General features: G+C 65.3%; 14 protein-coding genes. 4 read left to right on the top strand and 10 right to left on the bottom strand.

What is annotated here, in order from left to right; genetic code table 11:
* Positions 1–166 precede the first annotated feature (166 nt).
* Positions 167–1636 (bottom strand): M20 family metallopeptidase, encoded by a 1470-nt coding sequence (locus QCE58_RS26165; protein ID WP_034471776.1) that lies wholly within the window; start codon positions 1634–1636, stop codon positions 167–169.
* A 98-nt stretch (positions 1637–1734) separates the two neighbouring features.
* Entirely contained in the window at positions 1735–4185 is a 2451-nt protein-coding gene (locus QCE58_RS26160) for a penicillin acylase family protein (protein WP_250521660.1), read from the bottom strand.
* Between the two features lie 142 nt (positions 4186–4327).
* On the opposite strand from QCE58_RS26160, the gene QCE58_RS26155 reads away from it, so the two are divergent.
* On the top strand, positions 4328–4513 hold the full coding sequence (locus tag QCE58_RS26155; protein WP_372492483.1) for an oxidoreductase-like domain-containing protein: 186 nt from the start codon (positions 4328–4330) through the stop codon (positions 4511–4513).
* A 92-nt stretch (positions 4514–4605) separates the two neighbouring features.
* Positions 4606–5115, top strand: a complete 510-nt coding sequence (locus QCE58_RS26150; RefSeq protein ID WP_250521659.1) for a DUF1993 family protein — start codon at positions 4606–4608, stop codon at positions 5113–5115.
* An 18-nt stretch (positions 5116–5133) separates the two neighbouring features.
* On the opposite strand, the gene QCE58_RS26145 is transcribed toward QCE58_RS26150, so the two are convergent.
* Both QCE58_RS26145 and mprF read right to left on the bottom strand, forming a co-directional pair.
* A complete protein-coding gene (locus tag QCE58_RS26145) occupies positions 5134–6429 on the bottom strand; it encodes a virulence factor family protein (RefSeq protein WP_250435742.1) in 1296 nt (431 codons plus the stop codon).
* Complete coding sequence (gene mprF / locus QCE58_RS26140) at positions 6426–9020, bottom strand: bifunctional lysylphosphatidylglycerol flippase/synthetase MprF (protein ID WP_250435741.1); 2595 nt, start codon at positions 9018–9020, stop codon at positions 6426–6428. Before mprF ends, QCE58_RS26145 begins: the two co-directional genes overlap by 4 nt.
* Before the next feature lie 411 nt (positions 9021–9431).
* On the opposite strand from mprF, the gene QCE58_RS26135 reads away from it, so the two are divergent.
* Complete coding sequence (locus QCE58_RS26135; protein ID WP_250521658.1) at positions 9432–9788, top strand: hypothetical protein; 357 nt, start codon at positions 9432–9434, stop codon at positions 9786–9788.
* Between the two features lie 16 nt (positions 9789–9804).
* On the opposite strand, the gene QCE58_RS26130 is transcribed toward QCE58_RS26135, so the two are convergent.
* Positions 9805–10326 carry a hypothetical protein gene (locus tag QCE58_RS26130; RefSeq protein ID WP_008353414.1) on the bottom strand — a complete coding sequence of 174 codons (522 nt, stop codon included), beginning with the start codon at positions 10324–10326 and terminating at the stop codon, positions 9805–9807.
* A gap of 145 nt (positions 10327–10471) precedes the next feature.
* Positions 10472–11167 (bottom strand): response regulator transcription factor, encoded by a 696-nt coding sequence (locus QCE58_RS26125; protein ID WP_309780490.1) that lies wholly within the window; start codon positions 11165–11167, stop codon positions 10472–10474.
* Between the two features lie 195 nt (positions 11168–11362).
* On the opposite strand from QCE58_RS26125, the gene QCE58_RS26120 reads away from it, so the two are divergent.
* Positions 11363–11815, top strand: coding sequence for a response regulator (locus QCE58_RS26120; protein WP_008353416.1), 453 nt, complete (start codon positions 11363–11365; stop codon positions 11813–11815).
* Positions 11816–11926: 111 nt separating this feature from the next.
* On the opposite strand, the gene QCE58_RS26115 is transcribed toward QCE58_RS26120, so the two are convergent.
* From QCE58_RS26115 to QCE58_RS26100, 4 genes are read right to left on the bottom strand one after another with little or no spacing between them, the layout of a single operon-like run.
* Positions 11927–12862, bottom strand: coding sequence for an aldose epimerase (locus QCE58_RS26115; protein WP_250521657.1), 936 nt, complete (start codon positions 12860–12862; stop codon positions 11927–11929).
* The gene (locus tag QCE58_RS26110) at positions 12859–13767 is read right to left on the bottom strand and encodes an ABC transporter permease (protein ID WP_033536134.1); all 909 of its coding nucleotides are present in this window, start codon (positions 13765–13767) and stop codon (positions 12859–12861) included. Before QCE58_RS26110 ends, QCE58_RS26115 begins: the two co-directional genes overlap by 4 nt.
* A complete protein-coding gene (locus QCE58_RS26105) occupies positions 13767–14630 on the bottom strand; it encodes an ABC transporter permease (RefSeq protein ID WP_175979312.1) in 864 nt (287 codons plus the stop codon). Before QCE58_RS26105 ends, QCE58_RS26110 begins: the two co-directional genes overlap by 1 nt.
* Positions 14627–15703 (bottom strand): ABC transporter ATP-binding protein, encoded by a 1077-nt coding sequence (locus tag QCE58_RS26100; protein WP_008353423.1) that lies wholly within the window; start codon positions 15701–15703, stop codon positions 14627–14629. The genes QCE58_RS26105 and QCE58_RS26100 overlap by 4 nt, the downstream gene beginning before the upstream one ends.
* Positions 15704–15718 lie beyond the last annotated feature (15 nt).

Raw genomic sequence — 15718 nt, 5'->3', positions numbered from 1 at the left:
TCCATAGTTGATGGCTCGCGCTCTGCTTTTCGAGATGCGCGCGGATTATCACTTTACAGACGATCAACTGGCCTTACCACTTTGTTTTTACGAAATCGCTGAAATCGGCCGAAAAAAAGCCCGGACGAACCGGGCTTTCTCCAGACAGAAGTTCGGCCGCCCGGCCTCAGGGCGCTGCCGCGATGACCTCGGCCACCGACGCCGTCAGCTTCTTCGCGTACGGCACGTGCAGGAATTCGTTCGGACCGTGCGCGTTCGATTTCGGACCGAGCACGCCGCACACCATGAATTGCGAGCGCGGGAAGCCTTCCTTGAGCGTATTCATCAGCGGAATCGTGCCGCCCTGCCCGATGTATGCGACATCCGCGCCGAAGTGCCGTTTCGACGCCTCATTCAGCGACGAGCGCAGCCACGGCGCGAGATCCGGCGCATTCCAGCCCGTCGCCGCGCCCGCTTCGGGCTTGAACGTCACCTTGGCGTTGTACGGCGGATCCATTTCGAGCAGCCGCTGCAGGCGGACGATCGCACTGGCAGCGTCGACGAGCGGCGGCAAGCGCAGCGACAGCTTGAACGCCGTGCGCGGCGCAAGTACGTTGCCGGCATCGGCCAGCGGCGGCAGGCCCGACGCGCCCGTCACCGTGAGCGACGGCCGCCAGGTCGAATTGAGCAGTGCCTCGCGCGGATCGGTCGTCGTGGGCAGAACGCTGCCGCCATCGGCGCCGCACGCCCACGGCAGCTTCTTCCAGACATCGTCGCCGAGAATGCGCGCGGTCATTTCGGCTTCGCGCCGGCGCAGCATCGGAATCGGACAATGAAAACTTTCCGGCAGCAGATTGCCGGTGCTCGAATCTTCGAGGCGCTCGAACAGTTGCCGCAAGATTCGAAATGCCGACGGCGCGATGCCGCCATAGCCGCCCGAGTGAATGCCCTCGTCCAGCACCTGCACTTCGAGATCGCCGGCGACGAGGCCGCGCAGGGACGTCGTGAGCCAGAGCTGATCGTAATTGCCCGCGCCGGAATCGAGACAGATCACGAGGCCGACATCGCCGAGCCGGTCGCGCAAGGCATCGATATACGGCAAAAGATCGTAGCTGCCCGATTCCTCGCACGTCTCGATGATACCCACGCAACGCGGACGCTCGACGCCCTGCGCATCCAGCGCCGCCAGCGCGGTGATGCTCGCGTAGGTCGCGTAGCCGTCGTCGGCGCCGCCGCGGCCGTACAGTTTGTCGTCTTCGAGCTTGGGCGTCCACGGACCGAGATCGCTGCGCCAGCCTTCGAATTCCGGCTGCTTGTCCAAATGGCCATACAGCACGACTGTTTCGGTGCTGCCCGAGCGCGTGGCGGGGGCTTCGAAGAAAATGACCGGCGTGCGCTCCGGCAAGCGGACGATTTCGACCTTCAGGCCTTTGACCGGCTGCGTCCTGATCCAGTCGACGGCGTCCGTGACCACGCGTTCGATGAAGCCGTGACGCGCCCAGTCGCTGTCGAACATCGGGCTTTTCGCGGGCACGGCGATGTAGTCCGTCAGCGCGGGCACGATTTCGTCATTCCATTTGCGATCCACGAAATCCCGCAGCGCGACGGAATCGAGCCGTACTGCTTCGTCGTGATGCGTGCTGTCGCCGATAGTCATGACCGTGTTTCCCTTCGAGGCAAACTTCCATCATAGACGGGATTTGCCCGCGGTTCGACCGCCGCCGCGCCGCGCGCGCACGTTTTCCGCGACTTTTTTCAACGTTTCGGCGCGCCCGGCCCTCCGTCGCGCGTTCCCGAAACGACGACGCGCGTCACCGCCGGATCGGAGTCGATCGACTGTTCGGTGAAGGGAAAGCGCGCCCAGCGTTTCGCCGCGAACGCGCGCGTCGCGTCGCCCGAATGGGGCGATGCCGGATCGTCCGATTCGGAGTGCGACAGCATCGTGTCGGCTTCGACGCCGTTTTCGCCGAAGGTGACGACTTGCACGTAGCTGTCGCCCTGGCCGCTTGAGTCCATCGGATAGCCCTTGGGATCGAGCGGACGCCGCGCGCAGACGATCGTGAAATAGCCCGCTTCGTCGCAGCCGCCGTAAAGCGGCACGCGCGCGCCGTTGCGCGTCGTGTAGAGGATGTCGCCGCGCCGCGAATCGAGCGCGAAGCCGTTCAGCTTCAGCGCGAGCGCCGCGCCGCCCAGCGCCTGACGCAAGTCCTGCACGACGGCAGGATTGTCGATGTTGAAGCCGCCCGGCGTCGCGAGCGGCTTGTTCGGATCGAAGCCGGATTCGTACAGGCGCTCGGGCGCGATCTGCATCGCGCGCTGCCAGAACTCGTCCCACAGGTTCGCGCCGCGCGCGTCGATATCCGCCGTGCCGTTCCACTTGCGCAACACCTCGCAGGCTTCGTGCAGCGGCCCGCCCGCTTCGTTCACCGTGCACACGGCGTCGAGCAGCGGCCGGCGGAACAGCCGCTCGGACATCGAGTGCGTCTCGAGCACCGCCGATTCGAGCGCCTCGCGCGTCACGCCGCCGCGTTCGCGCTGCAGACGCGCCGCGAGCAGATGGCCGTAGCGCGTGCGCAGCGATTGTTCGACGCGCGCCGCGCCCGCAATACGCGGATAGCCAGACATCGGCGCATTCGCATTGGTGAGCCAGTAGCTGTCGTTGAAGTTGCCGACGTAGTCGCCGCGCACGGCGCTCGGCAGTTGCTCCAGCGGCAACGCGCCCGGCTGCGCGCTCGTCGCATCGACGCGCCACGCGCACGCGCTTTTCGAGCCGTCGAGGAACGGCACGCCCGGCGCGCGGGCCGCGAACGCGCGTCCGGCGGGCGGCGTGCACGATTGCGCGAGCGCGTCAGGCACGTTCGGGATCGGGCCGATGTCCGCGAACCAGACGCGCACGTCGTCGCGACCGATCGCGAACGTGTTGACCCACGGCATGCCGGCGTAGCGCTTCTGGATCGTCATGAAATCGGCGAGCGAGCGCGCCTGATTCCACGCGAAGAAGTTCTGAAAGGCGCGCGTGTTGTCGACGTTCACGTCCGCGATCGCGAAGGCGGTTTGCGCGGTCCAGCCGAGGCCTTGCGCCATCGCGGACAGATCGACGACCGGCCCGAAGCGCGTCTTGTACAGCGTGCGCGACACGGACTCATACGTGCCATCGGCGCGGCGCGCGCGCACGGTGAGCGGCACGGGCGTCATCGCTTCGCTCTGGCCATCGACGAGATAGCGCGTCGGATCGGCGGGATCGAGCGTCAACCGAAAGATGCCGAAACGCCGCGCGCTCGACACCGTATGCGTCCACGCGATGTTTTCGTTGAAGCCGAGGACGATCAGCGGCACGCCGAGAAAGGACACGCCCGCGACGTTCATCTGGCCGGGAATCGTCAGTTGCGCCTGATAGAAACGGTCCGGGCCGCGCCAGAACCAGTGCGGATTGCCGAACAGGATGCTGCGCCGGTCGCGCGTGATCTGCGCGCCGAACGCGAGCGCATTGCTGCCGATGCCCGGATTTTCGCCTATCGGAAACCGCAGCGAATCGAGCGCGGTCCGCGCGGCGTCGGCGTCGGCGTTGTCGCCGCGCGGGGCCGCCGCGCCCGGTTTCGGCGGATGCGCCAGCGCGATCGGCGTCACGAAACGCGCCGAGCCGCCCGCGAGATTCGCCGCGATCAGACGCAGGTAGATATCGTCGGCGCTGATCTTGTCGACCCACGGCTTGCCCCGGCACGCCGCATGTGCCTCGGGAAATTTGCCGGCGTTGAGGTCGTCGAGATAGCGGTCGTAGCCGTTCGCGAAGCCGTCGATGAGATCGCGCAATTCGGGCGATTGCGCCGCACGGTAACGCTCGACGGCCGCCTGATCGCCGACCAGACGAAAGAAGAAATCGGCGTCGATGTTGCGCGGCTGACCGAACGTCGCCGCCGACGTCGGGCGTGCATCCGCGCCGAAATACGCCGAGCGCTCGCCGCGATACGTGACGAAGCCATCGGCGAGCGTGCAGAGATTGTCCTGCGCCTGCGCGTAGCCGAAACCGAAGCCGAGGCTGCCCCAATCGGCCGCTCGGATATGCGGAATGCCGTCCTGCGTGCGGCGGATTTCGGCGTGCCAGGCCGTTTGAGCGCCGGACTCCGGCTGCTGGCCGGGCGCCGCGCAGCCGCCAAGCAAAGCGCTCGCGAGCGCAGCGGAGATCGCAAGGCTGACGATCTGATTCATCGCGTGAGTTCCTCGATCCGATCGACGTGATGACGGGGCGCAATCGCCGCCCCGCGCGCAGTATCGCATTGCGCATGACGCGCGCCGCAGCCAAAGTCTAGCCGCCCGCGTCCGCTCAGCGAAGCCGATGCACAATGAAGCGATGAACGATCCATCCCGCCCCGCCGACGATCCTCGCCCGACGCCGCCCGAGCGTCCGCTGCCGGAAGACTGCTGCCGCAGCGGCTGCAATCAGTGCGTGTTCGAGTTGTACAGGGAAGCGCTCGAGCGCTACGAGGCCGACGTGCGCGCGTGGGAAGCGCGGCATGCGCAGGCTTCCCGTTCGTGAGTGACTCCGGCCGATTCGAGCAGGCAACCGGGCGCGGCGCTATGCTTGTGACCCCTGTCGCTGTCGAATCCAAACCTCAAGGAGCGCAACCCATGTCCCTCACGATGTATCGCGCATCGATTCCGGTCTTCATTCGCGGACTCGAAGTCTGCGCGGATCTGCTGAAGAAAGGCGCCGCCTTCGCCGATGAAAAAGGCCTCGCTCACGCCGATGTGATCAACGCGCGCCTCGCGCCCGACATGCTGCCGCTCGCCGCGCAGATCCAGCGCGCGAGCGACACGGCGAAGCTCTCGGCGGCGCGTCTCGCGGGCATCGAGGCGCCGCGCTTCGAGGACAACGAGGACAGCTTTCCGGCGCTGCAGGCGCGCATCGAGAAGACGATCGCGTTCCTGAAGAGCATCGACAAGGCTTCGCTCGCCGGCTGCGAAACGCGCACCGTCACGCTGAAATTCCCGGATTTCTCGCCGTCGTTCTCAGGCGACGATTATCTGTTCGGCTTCGGCTTGCCGAACTTCTATTTCCACGTCGTCACGACCCACGACATCCTGCGCCATCTCGGCGCGCCGATCGGCAAGCGGGATTATCTCGGCCCGCTCAATTAAGCCGGTCGCGGCGCTGCGTTATTGCTGCCGCGCCGCGATCTGCTTGCGCCAGCCCGCGAGAATCCGCCGCGCCAGCACATCGTAGTCGCCGCCGAAGTGATGATCGCCCGGCAGCTTCACCACTTCGATCCCCGTCTTCGTCAGCGCGGGACACAGCGTGTCTTCTTCGTTCGCGCCGTAGATGCACTGCACCATCGATGGCGGCAGTTTGTCGAATTCCGGCCGCACCTTCAGCGCCTTGTCGCTCGCCTTCATGCCGAGCCAGCCCGTCACGCGAATCTGGAAGTCGGCGTCGGGCGCGAAGCCCATCAGCGAGATATACGACACCTGCGCGCGGACTGCGTCCGGCAGACGGTTGTACGCGAACGGCATCACGTCCGCGCCGAACGAATAGCCGACGAGCGCGACATGGCTCGTATGCCAGCGCGCGTTGTACGTGCGGATGATTCGCGCCAAATCGTCGGCGGTTTGCTGCGGCGACTTCTCGCTCCAGAAGTAACGCAGCGAGTCGACGCCGATCACCGACACGCCATCGCGTTGCAGCGCCAGCGCCATCGTTTTGTCGAGATCGCGCCAGCCGCCGTCGCCGGAAATCACGATCGCCAGCAAGTCGGTCGGTTGCGCGGCGCGCAGTTCGATCAGCGGGAGATCGGAGACATCGTTCTCGGTCGGACGCCCGGCTTTTTTCAGACGCGGCGCCGTCATCGCGACGAGCGCGTCGGCCTTCGAGCGGTTCGCTTCCAGCACGGCCGTGTATTCGAAGAAGCCCGGCAAACCCTTTGCGTGGATGATGGTCGCATCCGGCGCGCACGGATTGAAACGCGGGTCGAGCATCGGGTCGGCCGCAAGCGAGACCGCGCCCGCGACGGTGTTGTCCGGCGCTTGCTTCAGCGCGCTTTCCGCGACCATCGCGCCCTGCCCGGTGCCGACGAGAATCGGCGAAAAATATCGATTCGACTGAACGGTGCGTTCGAGCTGATGGCTCATGTTTTCCGCATCGCCGACGAGGTTGTGGCAGGACTTCTCGGTCTTGTCGGCGGCGAGGCGCGCGGCATAGCGCGGCGTGTCGACGCCGATGACCATCGCGCCCTTGGCGGCGAGCGCATCGGCGGCCTGCTGATCGGCCGGCGTCCAGCCGCTCTTCTCGGAAAACAGCACGACGAAGCCGGTCATGTCGCCCGCAGGCTTCGTGAGTTGGACTTGACCGTAACGTCCGCCGGAGATCGACTCGGCGGCATGCGCCATACCCGTCACGGACACACCACAGACGGCGGCCACCACGAGCGCCGCCGCTTTCTTGCAAAGGAATTTCATGAACGCCAGCCGCCCGCGAGGAGCGAAAGATCCGCCAAAGTGAAAAATACGCCGACCGAGCCGGACGCCGCCAGATAGCGCGGCTCCCAGCGCGGCTGGAACTTGCTTTTGAATCCGCGCAGACCGCGGAAGTTGTAGAAACGGCCGCCGAAGCGCCACACCAGTCCGGCCATCCGATGCCACGGCGATGCGAGCGGCGTCGGCTCCATGCCCGACAGCGGCGCAATGCCGAGCGACAGCGACTTGAAACCCGCTTCCTTCAGATGCAGCGCGAGCTTGGTGAAGAGATATTCCATCGCGTAGGGCGACGCGGCCGAAACATGGCGCATCACGCCGACGGTCGCTTCGGTGTTCATGTCGGTCGTCATGAAAGTGACGAACGCGACCGGCTCGCCCTGCTGGCGCACGAGCAGCACCGACTGCGCCGCGAGGTATTCCTCGTTGAACGCCGCGACCGAGAAGCTCTTCTCGCGCGCCGAGCGGCTGCCGAGCCAGTCGTCGGAGATGGCGCGCAACATCGGCATGCTTGCTCCGATGCGCTCCGGTCCGATGACTTCGGTGTCCAGACCGTCGCGCTCGCCCCGTTTGATCGCATAGCGCAAATGCGAGCGATGCGAGCCCTTCAGATCGAAGTCGGACAGAGCGACATGCGCTTCCTCGCCGAGCTTCATCAGCGTGAGGCCGGCGTCGAGATAGAGCGGCAGCGCATCGGCGCGCACCTGATAGAACGCCGCGCGGCCGTTGTGCGCGTGCGCGAGCTCGACGAACTTGCGGATCAGTTCGGCCCACTCGCGGCGCGGACCGACCGGATCGTGCAGCGCGGCCCACGTGCGGCCGTGTTTCGCGTACATCAGAAAGGCTTCGCGCGACTCGGAGAAGAGGAAGCTCTTGTCGCCCATCATCGCGAGGCCGGCGTCGCTGCGTTCCTGCGCGCGCAGGATGCGTGCGGCATCGGCGAGATCCTGCGGCGCGGGCTTCACGAAGCGGCCCGCCGCCGGGCGCAGCAGTTGCCACACCGCGAACGCGGACGCGAACAGCGCCGCCGCGAGCGTCGCGCGCAGCGCACGCGGGGCGCGCTCGTCGAATGCGAACTGCCACCAGAGATCGCGGCTATAAGGCACGTCGCGGAAGGCGAAGAACATGATCCACACGGCGAGCGCCATCACGACGCCGATCGAAATGAGCCACGTCGCGGTGAAACGCTCGGCGAAGAGCGATGAACGGCGATTGAAGCGCTCGCGCGTCAGGACGAGCAGCACGACGAGAAACGCGAGCACGCCCACTTCGACGAACGCGAGACCTTTCGCGAGCGACAGCGCGAGGTTGGCCACCGCGAGAATCAGCGCGAGCCACCAGGCGGCATCGAGGCGGCGCATGAGACCGCGCGCGACGAACAGCAGCAGGACGCCGAGCACCGAGCCGAGCAGTTGCGAGCTTTCCAGCACCCAAAGCGGCACGATGGTCTGCAACAGCGCGATACGCATCTTGAACGCGGGCGTCGCGCCCGAGATGACGAGCATCGAGCCTGCCGCGAACGTGACGATCGACAGGAACAACGGCGCAAGCTGCGAAACGTGATGCGGGCTCAGAAAATTGAAGCGGCCTTTCAGCGCGCGGCCTTCGAAGGCGGCCATGACGCCGGCCGACAGGATCAGCGGCAAGCCGAAGTAGATCGCGCGATACGCGAGCAGCGCGGCGACGACGTCCGGCGTCTGTGCGCTGCCGCCGAGCGCGAAGACCATCGCCGCCTCGAACACGCCGACGCCGCCCGGCGTATGGCCGATCATGCCGAGCAGCATCGCCGCCGAGAAGACCGTCATGAATTCGCCGAAGCCGACCTGGGGATTCGGCAGGAGCGCCCAGAGCGCGAGTCCGGCGCCGAACACGTCGACGACGGCGAGCGCGGCCTGCGCGACGAAATCGCGGCGCGCCGGCACGGTGAACGACAGCCACTTCCAGCGCGAGTGCAAAGTGCGCGGCTCGCGGCCGCAGACGATGACCATCGCGGCGAAAACGGCGAGCAGCGCCGCGCCGGTCGCGCGCAACGCGGCCGGCGGCAGGTGCATCATGCCGGAGAGCGTCTCCGCGCCGAACACCATGCCGGCGGCGGCCATGAACGCGAGGGACAGCGCGAGCGTGATGCTCGTGAAAATCGTCAGACGGCCGACTTGCGCGGGCGTGACATCGGCCGCGCCGTACACGCGGCAACGCACGGCGCCGCCCGTCAGCGCGCCGAAACCGGTCACGTTGCCGAGCGCCGAACCGACCGTCGCGCCGACCCACAACAAAGACCGCGGCACCGCGACGCCGATGTGACGCAGCCCCACCGCGTCACGCCCGACGAGCGCGGCGAAGCTGAGCGCGGTGGCGAACAGCGCGGCGAACCACGCTTGCGCCGTCATCATGCGCAGCGAGTGCATGACCGACTTGTAATCGACCGAGCGCGAAAGATGCTGGAAGACGACGAGCAGCAGCACGCAGATGACGACCGTGAGCACGGGCGCGGCGAGCCGCTGAAGATCGACGCCGCCGGACAAACGTCCGATCGGGGAAATGGCGCGAAGCCGGGCGAGCAACTTTGTGCGAGACATGCGTTCTATGAAACTGGCTCACGCTGCGTTTCGTCAGCGAATCGACGACGGCAACGGTACGTCAAGGTTATCGGGGTCCACGCATTGCCGGGACTTCGCGCGGACGGAGAGCGCCATTTCGGCTCCCGCCGCCCGCGCTCGCGCCATACAAAAGGCTTCAACGTGTGAAACGCCTATATAACGGCCATGGTTGACCCGACTTGACCAATATTGGGAAAACTACGGATCGGAAGCTGGCTTTCAGATCTGGCGCGGAGTTCCGGACAGCGCGACCGGCACGAACGAGCGGTCGCCCATGCTTTACGGTTTGTCAGGGAAACGGTTAGGATCGACGGCCGTGAAGCTTGTCGGGCATCGAATAGACGCGGGTCGGTAGCTTAAGCGGATACTACAGAAAAAGGCATCGGAATCATGAGAAAAACCACATCGATCTTGTTCGCCGCCATCGGCGCGTGCGCCCTGAGCGCCTGCGTTTCGACCGACGACGCCCTGCTCAAGACCGTCCCGTTCGGGTCGGGCACGTCGCAGTACAAGCCGTACGAGTTCGTCCGCTGCGTGAAGGAAAAATGGACGCCGATCGCGCCGCGCGTGCGCGAATACTCGCCGAGCTCCGACACGCTGGCCGTCTCCGGGCCCAGCGGCGGCCGGACGAGCCAGTCGCTGGTGCTCGTCATCGCGCAGGCGTCGGCGAACGGCACGGGCTACACGATCTACGGCGACATCGCGGCGGCCGGCCGCTACGTCACCGCGACGCACACCTGCGATTAACCCCGGTTTCCGCGCTTCAGGAGGGCTTGCCGTTGCGCATGTCGACGCCGGCGAGATGCGTCCCGACGACACGCCCGATCAGATAACCATCCGACGCGCACGCGTTGACGCGCTCCTTTCCTTCCCACTGGATCTTGTATTGATCGTCCTGGGAATGAACGGCCGATGCGTCGAACTTGCGCTTCGCCTTGCCGCCGTTGCGCACGTCTTCGCTGACGAGCCGGTTCCATGTCAGCGCATAGCCGTAGCGCACGCCGTCGGCGAACGCGTTGTCGTCGCAGACTTGCGATGGCGGCGTCGTCTTGAGCATCAGGTGATAGCCGTTCGCGGTGCCGACCATGATGCGCCTTTCCCCCGGCGGCGCCGGCGCGACGGGCGCCTTGACCGCCGCCTGAGCCGCTTGCGCGGCCGATGCCGCCGATGCCGCCGCGGCCGCGTCCGTGTCGTTCTGCTGCGGAAGCGGCGCACATGCGCCAAGAAGCAGCGCCGCTGTCACCGTGAATGCCGTGCCGGCGCCTTGCATTTTCGTGAACGTCATCCTGCGAATCACCTACGCTGACCCCATCTCAAATTTAGTCCGGGCTCTACCTTACCATCCCCGGGATGATTCATCGGACCGATGAAAAAAAGACGACGCGGACGCCCTTTCGGTGCGCCCGCGTCGAGGAAGAGAAACGGGAGGCTCAGGAGGCCGACGACGTATTGCTCATCGGCATTTCGATCCCGCGCCGCGCCATTTCGACGATTAGAAACGTTCGCCGCGTGACGTGAAAGCGCGCGAGCAGATCGCTCGAATATTCCTTCGCGGTGTTTTCGCTGATGTTCATCTTTCGCGCGATCGCCTTGTTCGACAGCCCTTGCAGCAGAGAGCGCAGCGTCTCGGTGAGGCGCGGCGGCAGTTCGAGCGATTCGATCGTCACGCCCGCGTGCGGCGAAACCGGCTTCGGGCTGTGACCGCCCTTGCCCAGCACCGTATTCGGCAAATACACGCGCCCGTTCAGAATCGTTTTCAGCGCCTCGCGAAACACGCCCGCGCCCTGCTCACTGCCCTTCGAGATGAATCCGCACGCGCCGTTCTTGATGCATTCGAGCACCGTGTCGCGGTCATCCTGCGCCGACAGCATGATCGTCTGGACTTCGCGTTCTTCTTCGCGGATCCAGTTGAGCAGATCCATGCCGGTCGCCTGGCCGCGCAAGTGGTAGTCGAGAAACATCAGATCGTAGGTATTGGCGGAAAGCTTGGCTTTCGCCTGCTCGACTCCATCGGCTTCGTCGATTTCGAGCAAAGGCTCGTTCGCCAGGATCAGGCTTTTCATCGCGCTCCTGGTGAGCCCTTCGTCCTCTACTAGCAACACAGTTTTGAAATAGCCATTTTCCATTGCGACGCTCCGAGAACGGTTCCGATATTACGCGCGCCTTGCCCGACTTCCACCCTCCTTTCGCAGGGATACATTCGGCAGTCTCCCAAAATCCCCCGCGTTCCCCTCCCGCGCCGGGTTTAGCGACCGCCACGTTCGGCCGAAACTGAACGCAGTCGAATCACCACGTAACCCAAAACGAGAATGGAGGATGAGATGTCAAGCCGTCTGGCCGCCAGCGAAAGCGAATTCGCATTGTGGCGCATCAAGCGGGCGCGTACCGGAGACGCATCGCGCCGTGTGCTGATCGCCCACAAGGACAAGTCGATCGGCGATTCGCTCGCCGTGCAACTTCGGCTCAAAGGCTTGCAGGTCATCCTTTCGCAGGATCTGAAGTCGGTGCGCGCGCTGGTCAATAGCTGGCATCCGCACGCGCTGCTTCTCGACACGAGCCTCGACAACGAATCCGGCTACGTCTTTCTGCGCACGTTGAGTACGGACGGCGATGTCACCGGCCGCCTGCTCGTCGCGATGAGCAACGTGTGGCCCGCCGATCCGGTGCAGACGCTCAAGGACGCCGGTTTCGACGCCCATTGCCGTCGGCCTTGCGCGACGTGGCGCATCGTCGATCTCGTCGAATCGTTCTTTTCGATGCCGCTCACGCGCTGAGTCGATGGAGGTGCGCCATGAACACGGATATTTGCATCGTCGGGGGCGTGCTGCCCGCGAACGCATCGCGCTGCCGCGCGGTCCGCGAGCGCGCCTGTGTCGAAGCGCGCGTTAGGCGGCGGCGCCGTCGTGCCGGGCCGGGTTCGCGCCGGCTGCCATCGAGAGCGACGCCTGTATTTCACTACCTGGCTCGATGACGGCGATGCCCGTCCCGCGCAAGCCCTGCGCCGCGAGATTGAAGCCGTCGCTCACGTGCGACACCGGTTCGACGCACAGATAACCCGCCCCGGCCGGACAATGCACGACGACGTGACCGAGCGCGTCGTCGGCGATCAATCCGAGCGTGCGGCCGTCGGCGTAATGCAGCGTCGCACGGCCGTCCCAGCCGCTCAGATAGCGCGTGTACCCTTCCGTCTCGCGTTGGTGGAGAAGCGCGGGACGTTCGTCCGTCGGCTCGATCGCGATTTCGGCTTCGTGACGCCAATGCGTCGTCGTATGGAGTTCGGCTTCCAGCGCGACGAAATACGGATGAAAACCGAGGCCGACCGGCATCGGGCTCGACGACCGGTTCGCGACACGCATCGACAGCCGCGCGCCATCCGCATTGGCCTCGATCAGTTGCACGGCCTCGAACGCCCACGGCCAGCCGTGCTCGCCCTCGCCGTGCGTGTAACGCATCACGACGCAATCCGCCTCGTGCAACTCGACGCTCCACGCCGCGTACTGGCCGAATCCATGCAATGCGTGCGTCATGCCTGGAAACGTCGCCAGTTCGACGACGGAACCGTCCGGCGCGGGAAAACGCGCATCGCGCACGCGATTCGAAAACGGCACGAGCGGATAGCTGCCGCCCTTGGGCCACGCATCGCAAGACCAGCTCGCGACTGTCACCGGCGCGAGCCAGTCATGCAATCCGCGCGCATCCCGCGTGGCGAAGCGCGTGATGCGCCCGCCCGCCATCGGCGCAATTTCGATCACATGCGGCCCGCTCGCGATACTCAGGCGCGGTTCCGCGTTCAGCTCTCCAACTGCACGAAATTTCGTCACTGCTTCTGTTCCTTCACGCGCGACACGAGCTGCGTCGGGCTCACGAACTGCAACGCGATCAGCACCCAGATCATCGTGATGGCCATGTAGATCATCGCCATCGCGTCGATGGACTGCGGCGCGCGCACGCCCGTCGAGAACACCGCGTAGTACAGCGCGACGACGAGCGTCTGCGTCGTCGGACCGGCGGTGAAGAACGTCAGCTCGAACATGCCGATGGTCCGCACCAGCACCAGCAAGCCGGCAGCCAGCATGCCCGGCACGAGCAGCGGCAGCAGCACGTAGCGGAAATACTTCGCCGTGTTCGCGCCGAAGATGCGCGCGGCCGATTCCAGATTCGGATCGATCTGCTCGATGAACGGCGTCATCACGAGAATGACGAACGGCAGCGCAGGCACCAGGTTCGCGAGGATCACGCCGGTCAGCGTGCCCGCGAGATGGAACTTGTACATGACCGTCGCCATCGGGATGCCGTAGGTCACGGGCGGCACCATCAGCGGCAGCAGGAAGACGAGCATCGCGAAACGCTTGCCGGGGAATTGCACGCGGGCGAGCGCATACGCGGCGGGCACGCCGAGCGCGATCGACAGCAGCACGACCGCGCCGACCACTTCGAGCGTCACGAGCAGCACGCTCGAAAGCTGGAAGTCGCTCCACGCCTGCGCGTACCAGTGCAGCGTGAAGCCTTGCGGCAGCAGCGTGCCGAACCAGCGCGTCGCCACCGAATTCACGGCGACCGTCGCGATCAGCAGCAGCACGTTGACGAGGAAGAAGGCCATCGTCGTCCAGACGAAGAACTTCCATAGCCTGGCGCGCAGGCTCGCTTGCTGTTTCATCTGTTTGCCCGTGCTTCGAGTCGGGGCGCCGGCCTGCCAGCCGGACGCCGCGCGGTTATCGGTCGTCATTATCCCTTGCCTCCCGTCACCGGACCCGTATAGAAGAAGCGGCGCGCGCCGAGCATGCCGCCGACCACGAGCAACTGCACGAAGCCCATCACGATCGCGATGGTCGATGCGAGCGCGTAGTCGTAGTTTTCGAACGCAGCCTCCGATGCGGCGATCGAGATCACGCGCGTCGGGCCGGCCGGCGCGCCGAGCAGCACCGCCGACGGAAACACCGAGAACGCCTGCACGAACGAGAGACACGCGGTCATCGTGAGGCCGGGCAACAGCAAGGGCAGATAGATCTGACGGAACTGCTGCCACGGATTCGCGCCGAGCGTGGCCGCCGCGCGCGCGAGCGTCGGATCGATGCCGGTCACGTACGAAAGCGTCAGCAGAAACGCGAACGGAAATCCCGACACGATCAGCGAAATCAGCACGCCCCAGTAGTTGTGCGTGAGACGCACTTCATCGCCGTAGAGATGCAGCGCCTGCAACGCCTGCGGGAACCAGCCGTTCGGACTGAAGTACGTGAGCATGCCGTCGGCGATCAGCACGGTGCCGAGCGTCACCGGCACGACGAGCAGCGTCGTCGCGAACTTCTGCCACGGCGACGTGCGGCGCAGCGCGAACGCGACGGGCACCGATACGCCGACGTTGATGATCGTCGCGGGCACGGCGAGCTTGAGCGTGACGATGATCGTCGGCCACATCGACGAATCGGTGAAGAACGTGACGTAGTTCGCCCATATGCCGCCGCCGTTCATCGGATTGAACGACAGCATCAGCCCGTAGGCGAACGGATAGATGAACAGCGCGAGAATGAAGATGAGCGCGGGCGCTACGAGCCAGCCCTTCGGATCGCGCTGCGCGGGAAGCGCGATCATTTTTCTTCTCCGTACACGAGCGTCTTCGAAGGCGCGACGCGCAGCGTGATGCGCTCGCCTTCGCTGCATTCGCCCGCGATGCGCGCCCAGAGCTTGCCGAACGCCGTATCGATGATGATGAGCGAATCGCGTCCGCCGTACTCGACGACTTCGACGTGCGCGTCGAACGCGTTTTCCGTGCCGGGCGCGACGCGCTCCATGTCTTCCGGACGCAGCGCGACCGCAACGCGCTTGCTGTCGAAGCCTTCCATCGGCGTGCCGAGCAGCCTGACGCCGTTCGCGTTCACCGCGACGCAATCGCCCTGCGTGCCTTCGAGCGTCGCCTGCACGACATTGCGAAAGCCCATGAACCGCGCGACGTGCAGGTTCTTCGGACGCGAATAGACTTCCTTCGGCGACGCGACCTGCTGCACGACGCCCTCTTTCATCACGACGATGCGATCGGCCATCGAGAGCGCTTCGTCCTGATCGTGCGTGACGTAGATCGTCGCGCGCTCCAGCTTGCCGTGGATGCGGCGAATCTCGGCGCGCATTTCGATGCGCAACTTGGTGTCGAGGTTAGAGAGCGGCTCGTCCATCAAAACGAGCGGCGGTTCGATGACGATCGCGCGCGCGATCGCCACGCGCTGTTGCTGGCCGCCGGAAAGCTGACCGGGCAGCTTGGCGTCGTGGCCGATCAGCTGCACGAGTTGCAACGCGGCTTTCGCCCGCTTCGTCGCTTCGGCCTTGGATACCCCGCGCATCTTCAATCCGAAACCGACGTTGTCCAGCACCGACATGTGCGGAAAGAGCGCGTAGTTCTGAAAGACCATGCCGAAGCCGCGCTTTTCGGGCGGCAGCACGTCGATACGTTTGTCGTCGAGCCAGATGCCGCCGCCGGTCAACGGCTGCAATCCGGCGATGCAGTTCAGCGCGGTCGACTTGCCGCAGCCCGACGGTCCGAGCAGCGCGATGAACTCGCCGCGCTGGATGTTCAGATCGAGTCCCTTCAACGCCGCGAGTTGCTGACCTTCGGCGTTGGTGAAGCTGCGCGAGACCGAGTCGAGGCGCAACTGCTCAAAAGTGTGCTTCATGACATTTCCTGCGCT

Source organism: Caballeronia sp. LZ028, assembly GCF_031451415.1.
In the GTDB taxonomy this organism is placed as follows: Bacteria; Pseudomonadota; Gammaproteobacteria; order Burkholderiales; family Burkholderiaceae; genus Caballeronia; species Caballeronia zhejiangensis.
Note: the sequence above shows the minus strand (reverse complement) of the source record. Positions and strands in the feature narration are given on the sequence as shown.

Bases quoted from the DNA above. Each gene is read 5' to 3' on its own strand.
- QCE58_RS26165 (WP_034471776.1), bottom strand. From the start codon at position 1,636: ATGACTATCGGCGACAGCACGCATCACGACGAAGCAGTACGGCTCGAT.
- QCE58_RS26160 (WP_250521660.1), bottom strand. From the start codon at position 4,185: ATGAATCAGATCGTCAGCCTTGCGATCTCCGCTGCGCTCGCGAGCGCT.
- QCE58_RS26155 (WP_372492483.1), top strand. From the start codon at position 4,328: ATGAACGATCCATCCCGCCCCGCCGACGATCCTCGCCCGACGCCGCCC.
- QCE58_RS26150 (WP_250521659.1), top strand. From the start codon at position 4,606: ATGTCCCTCACGATGTATCGCGCATCGATTCCGGTCTTCATTCGCGGA.
- QCE58_RS26145 (WP_250435742.1), bottom strand. From the start codon at position 6,429: ATGAAATTCCTTTGCAAGAAAGCGGCGGCGCTCGTGGTGGCCGCCGTC.
- mprF (WP_250435741.1), bottom strand. From the start codon at position 9,020: ATGTCTCGCACAAAGTTGCTCGCCCGGCTTCGCGCCATTTCCCCGATC.
- QCE58_RS26135 (WP_250521658.1), top strand. From the start codon at position 9,432: ATGAGAAAAACCACATCGATCTTGTTCGCCGCCATCGGCGCGTGCGCC.
- QCE58_RS26130 (WP_008353414.1), bottom strand. From the start codon at position 10,326: ATGACGTTCACGAAAATGCAAGGCGCCGGCACGGCATTCACGGTGACA.
- QCE58_RS26125 (WP_309780490.1), bottom strand. From the start codon at position 11,167: ATGGAAAATGGCTATTTCAAAACTGTGTTGCTAGTAGAGGACGAAGGG.
- QCE58_RS26120 (WP_008353416.1), top strand. From the start codon at position 11,363: ATGTCAAGCCGTCTGGCCGCCAGCGAAAGCGAATTCGCATTGTGGCGC.
- QCE58_RS26110 (WP_033536134.1), bottom strand. From the start codon at position 13,767: ATGACGACCGATAACCGCGCGGCGTCCGGCTGGCAGGCCGGCGCCCCG.
- QCE58_RS26105 (WP_175979312.1), bottom strand. From the start codon at position 14,630: ATGATCGCGCTTCCCGCGCAGCGCGATCCGAAGGGCTGGCTCGTAGCG.
- QCE58_RS26100 (WP_008353423.1), bottom strand. From the start codon at position 15,703: ATGAAGCACACTTTTGAGCAGTTGCGCCTCGACTCGGTCTCGCGCAGC.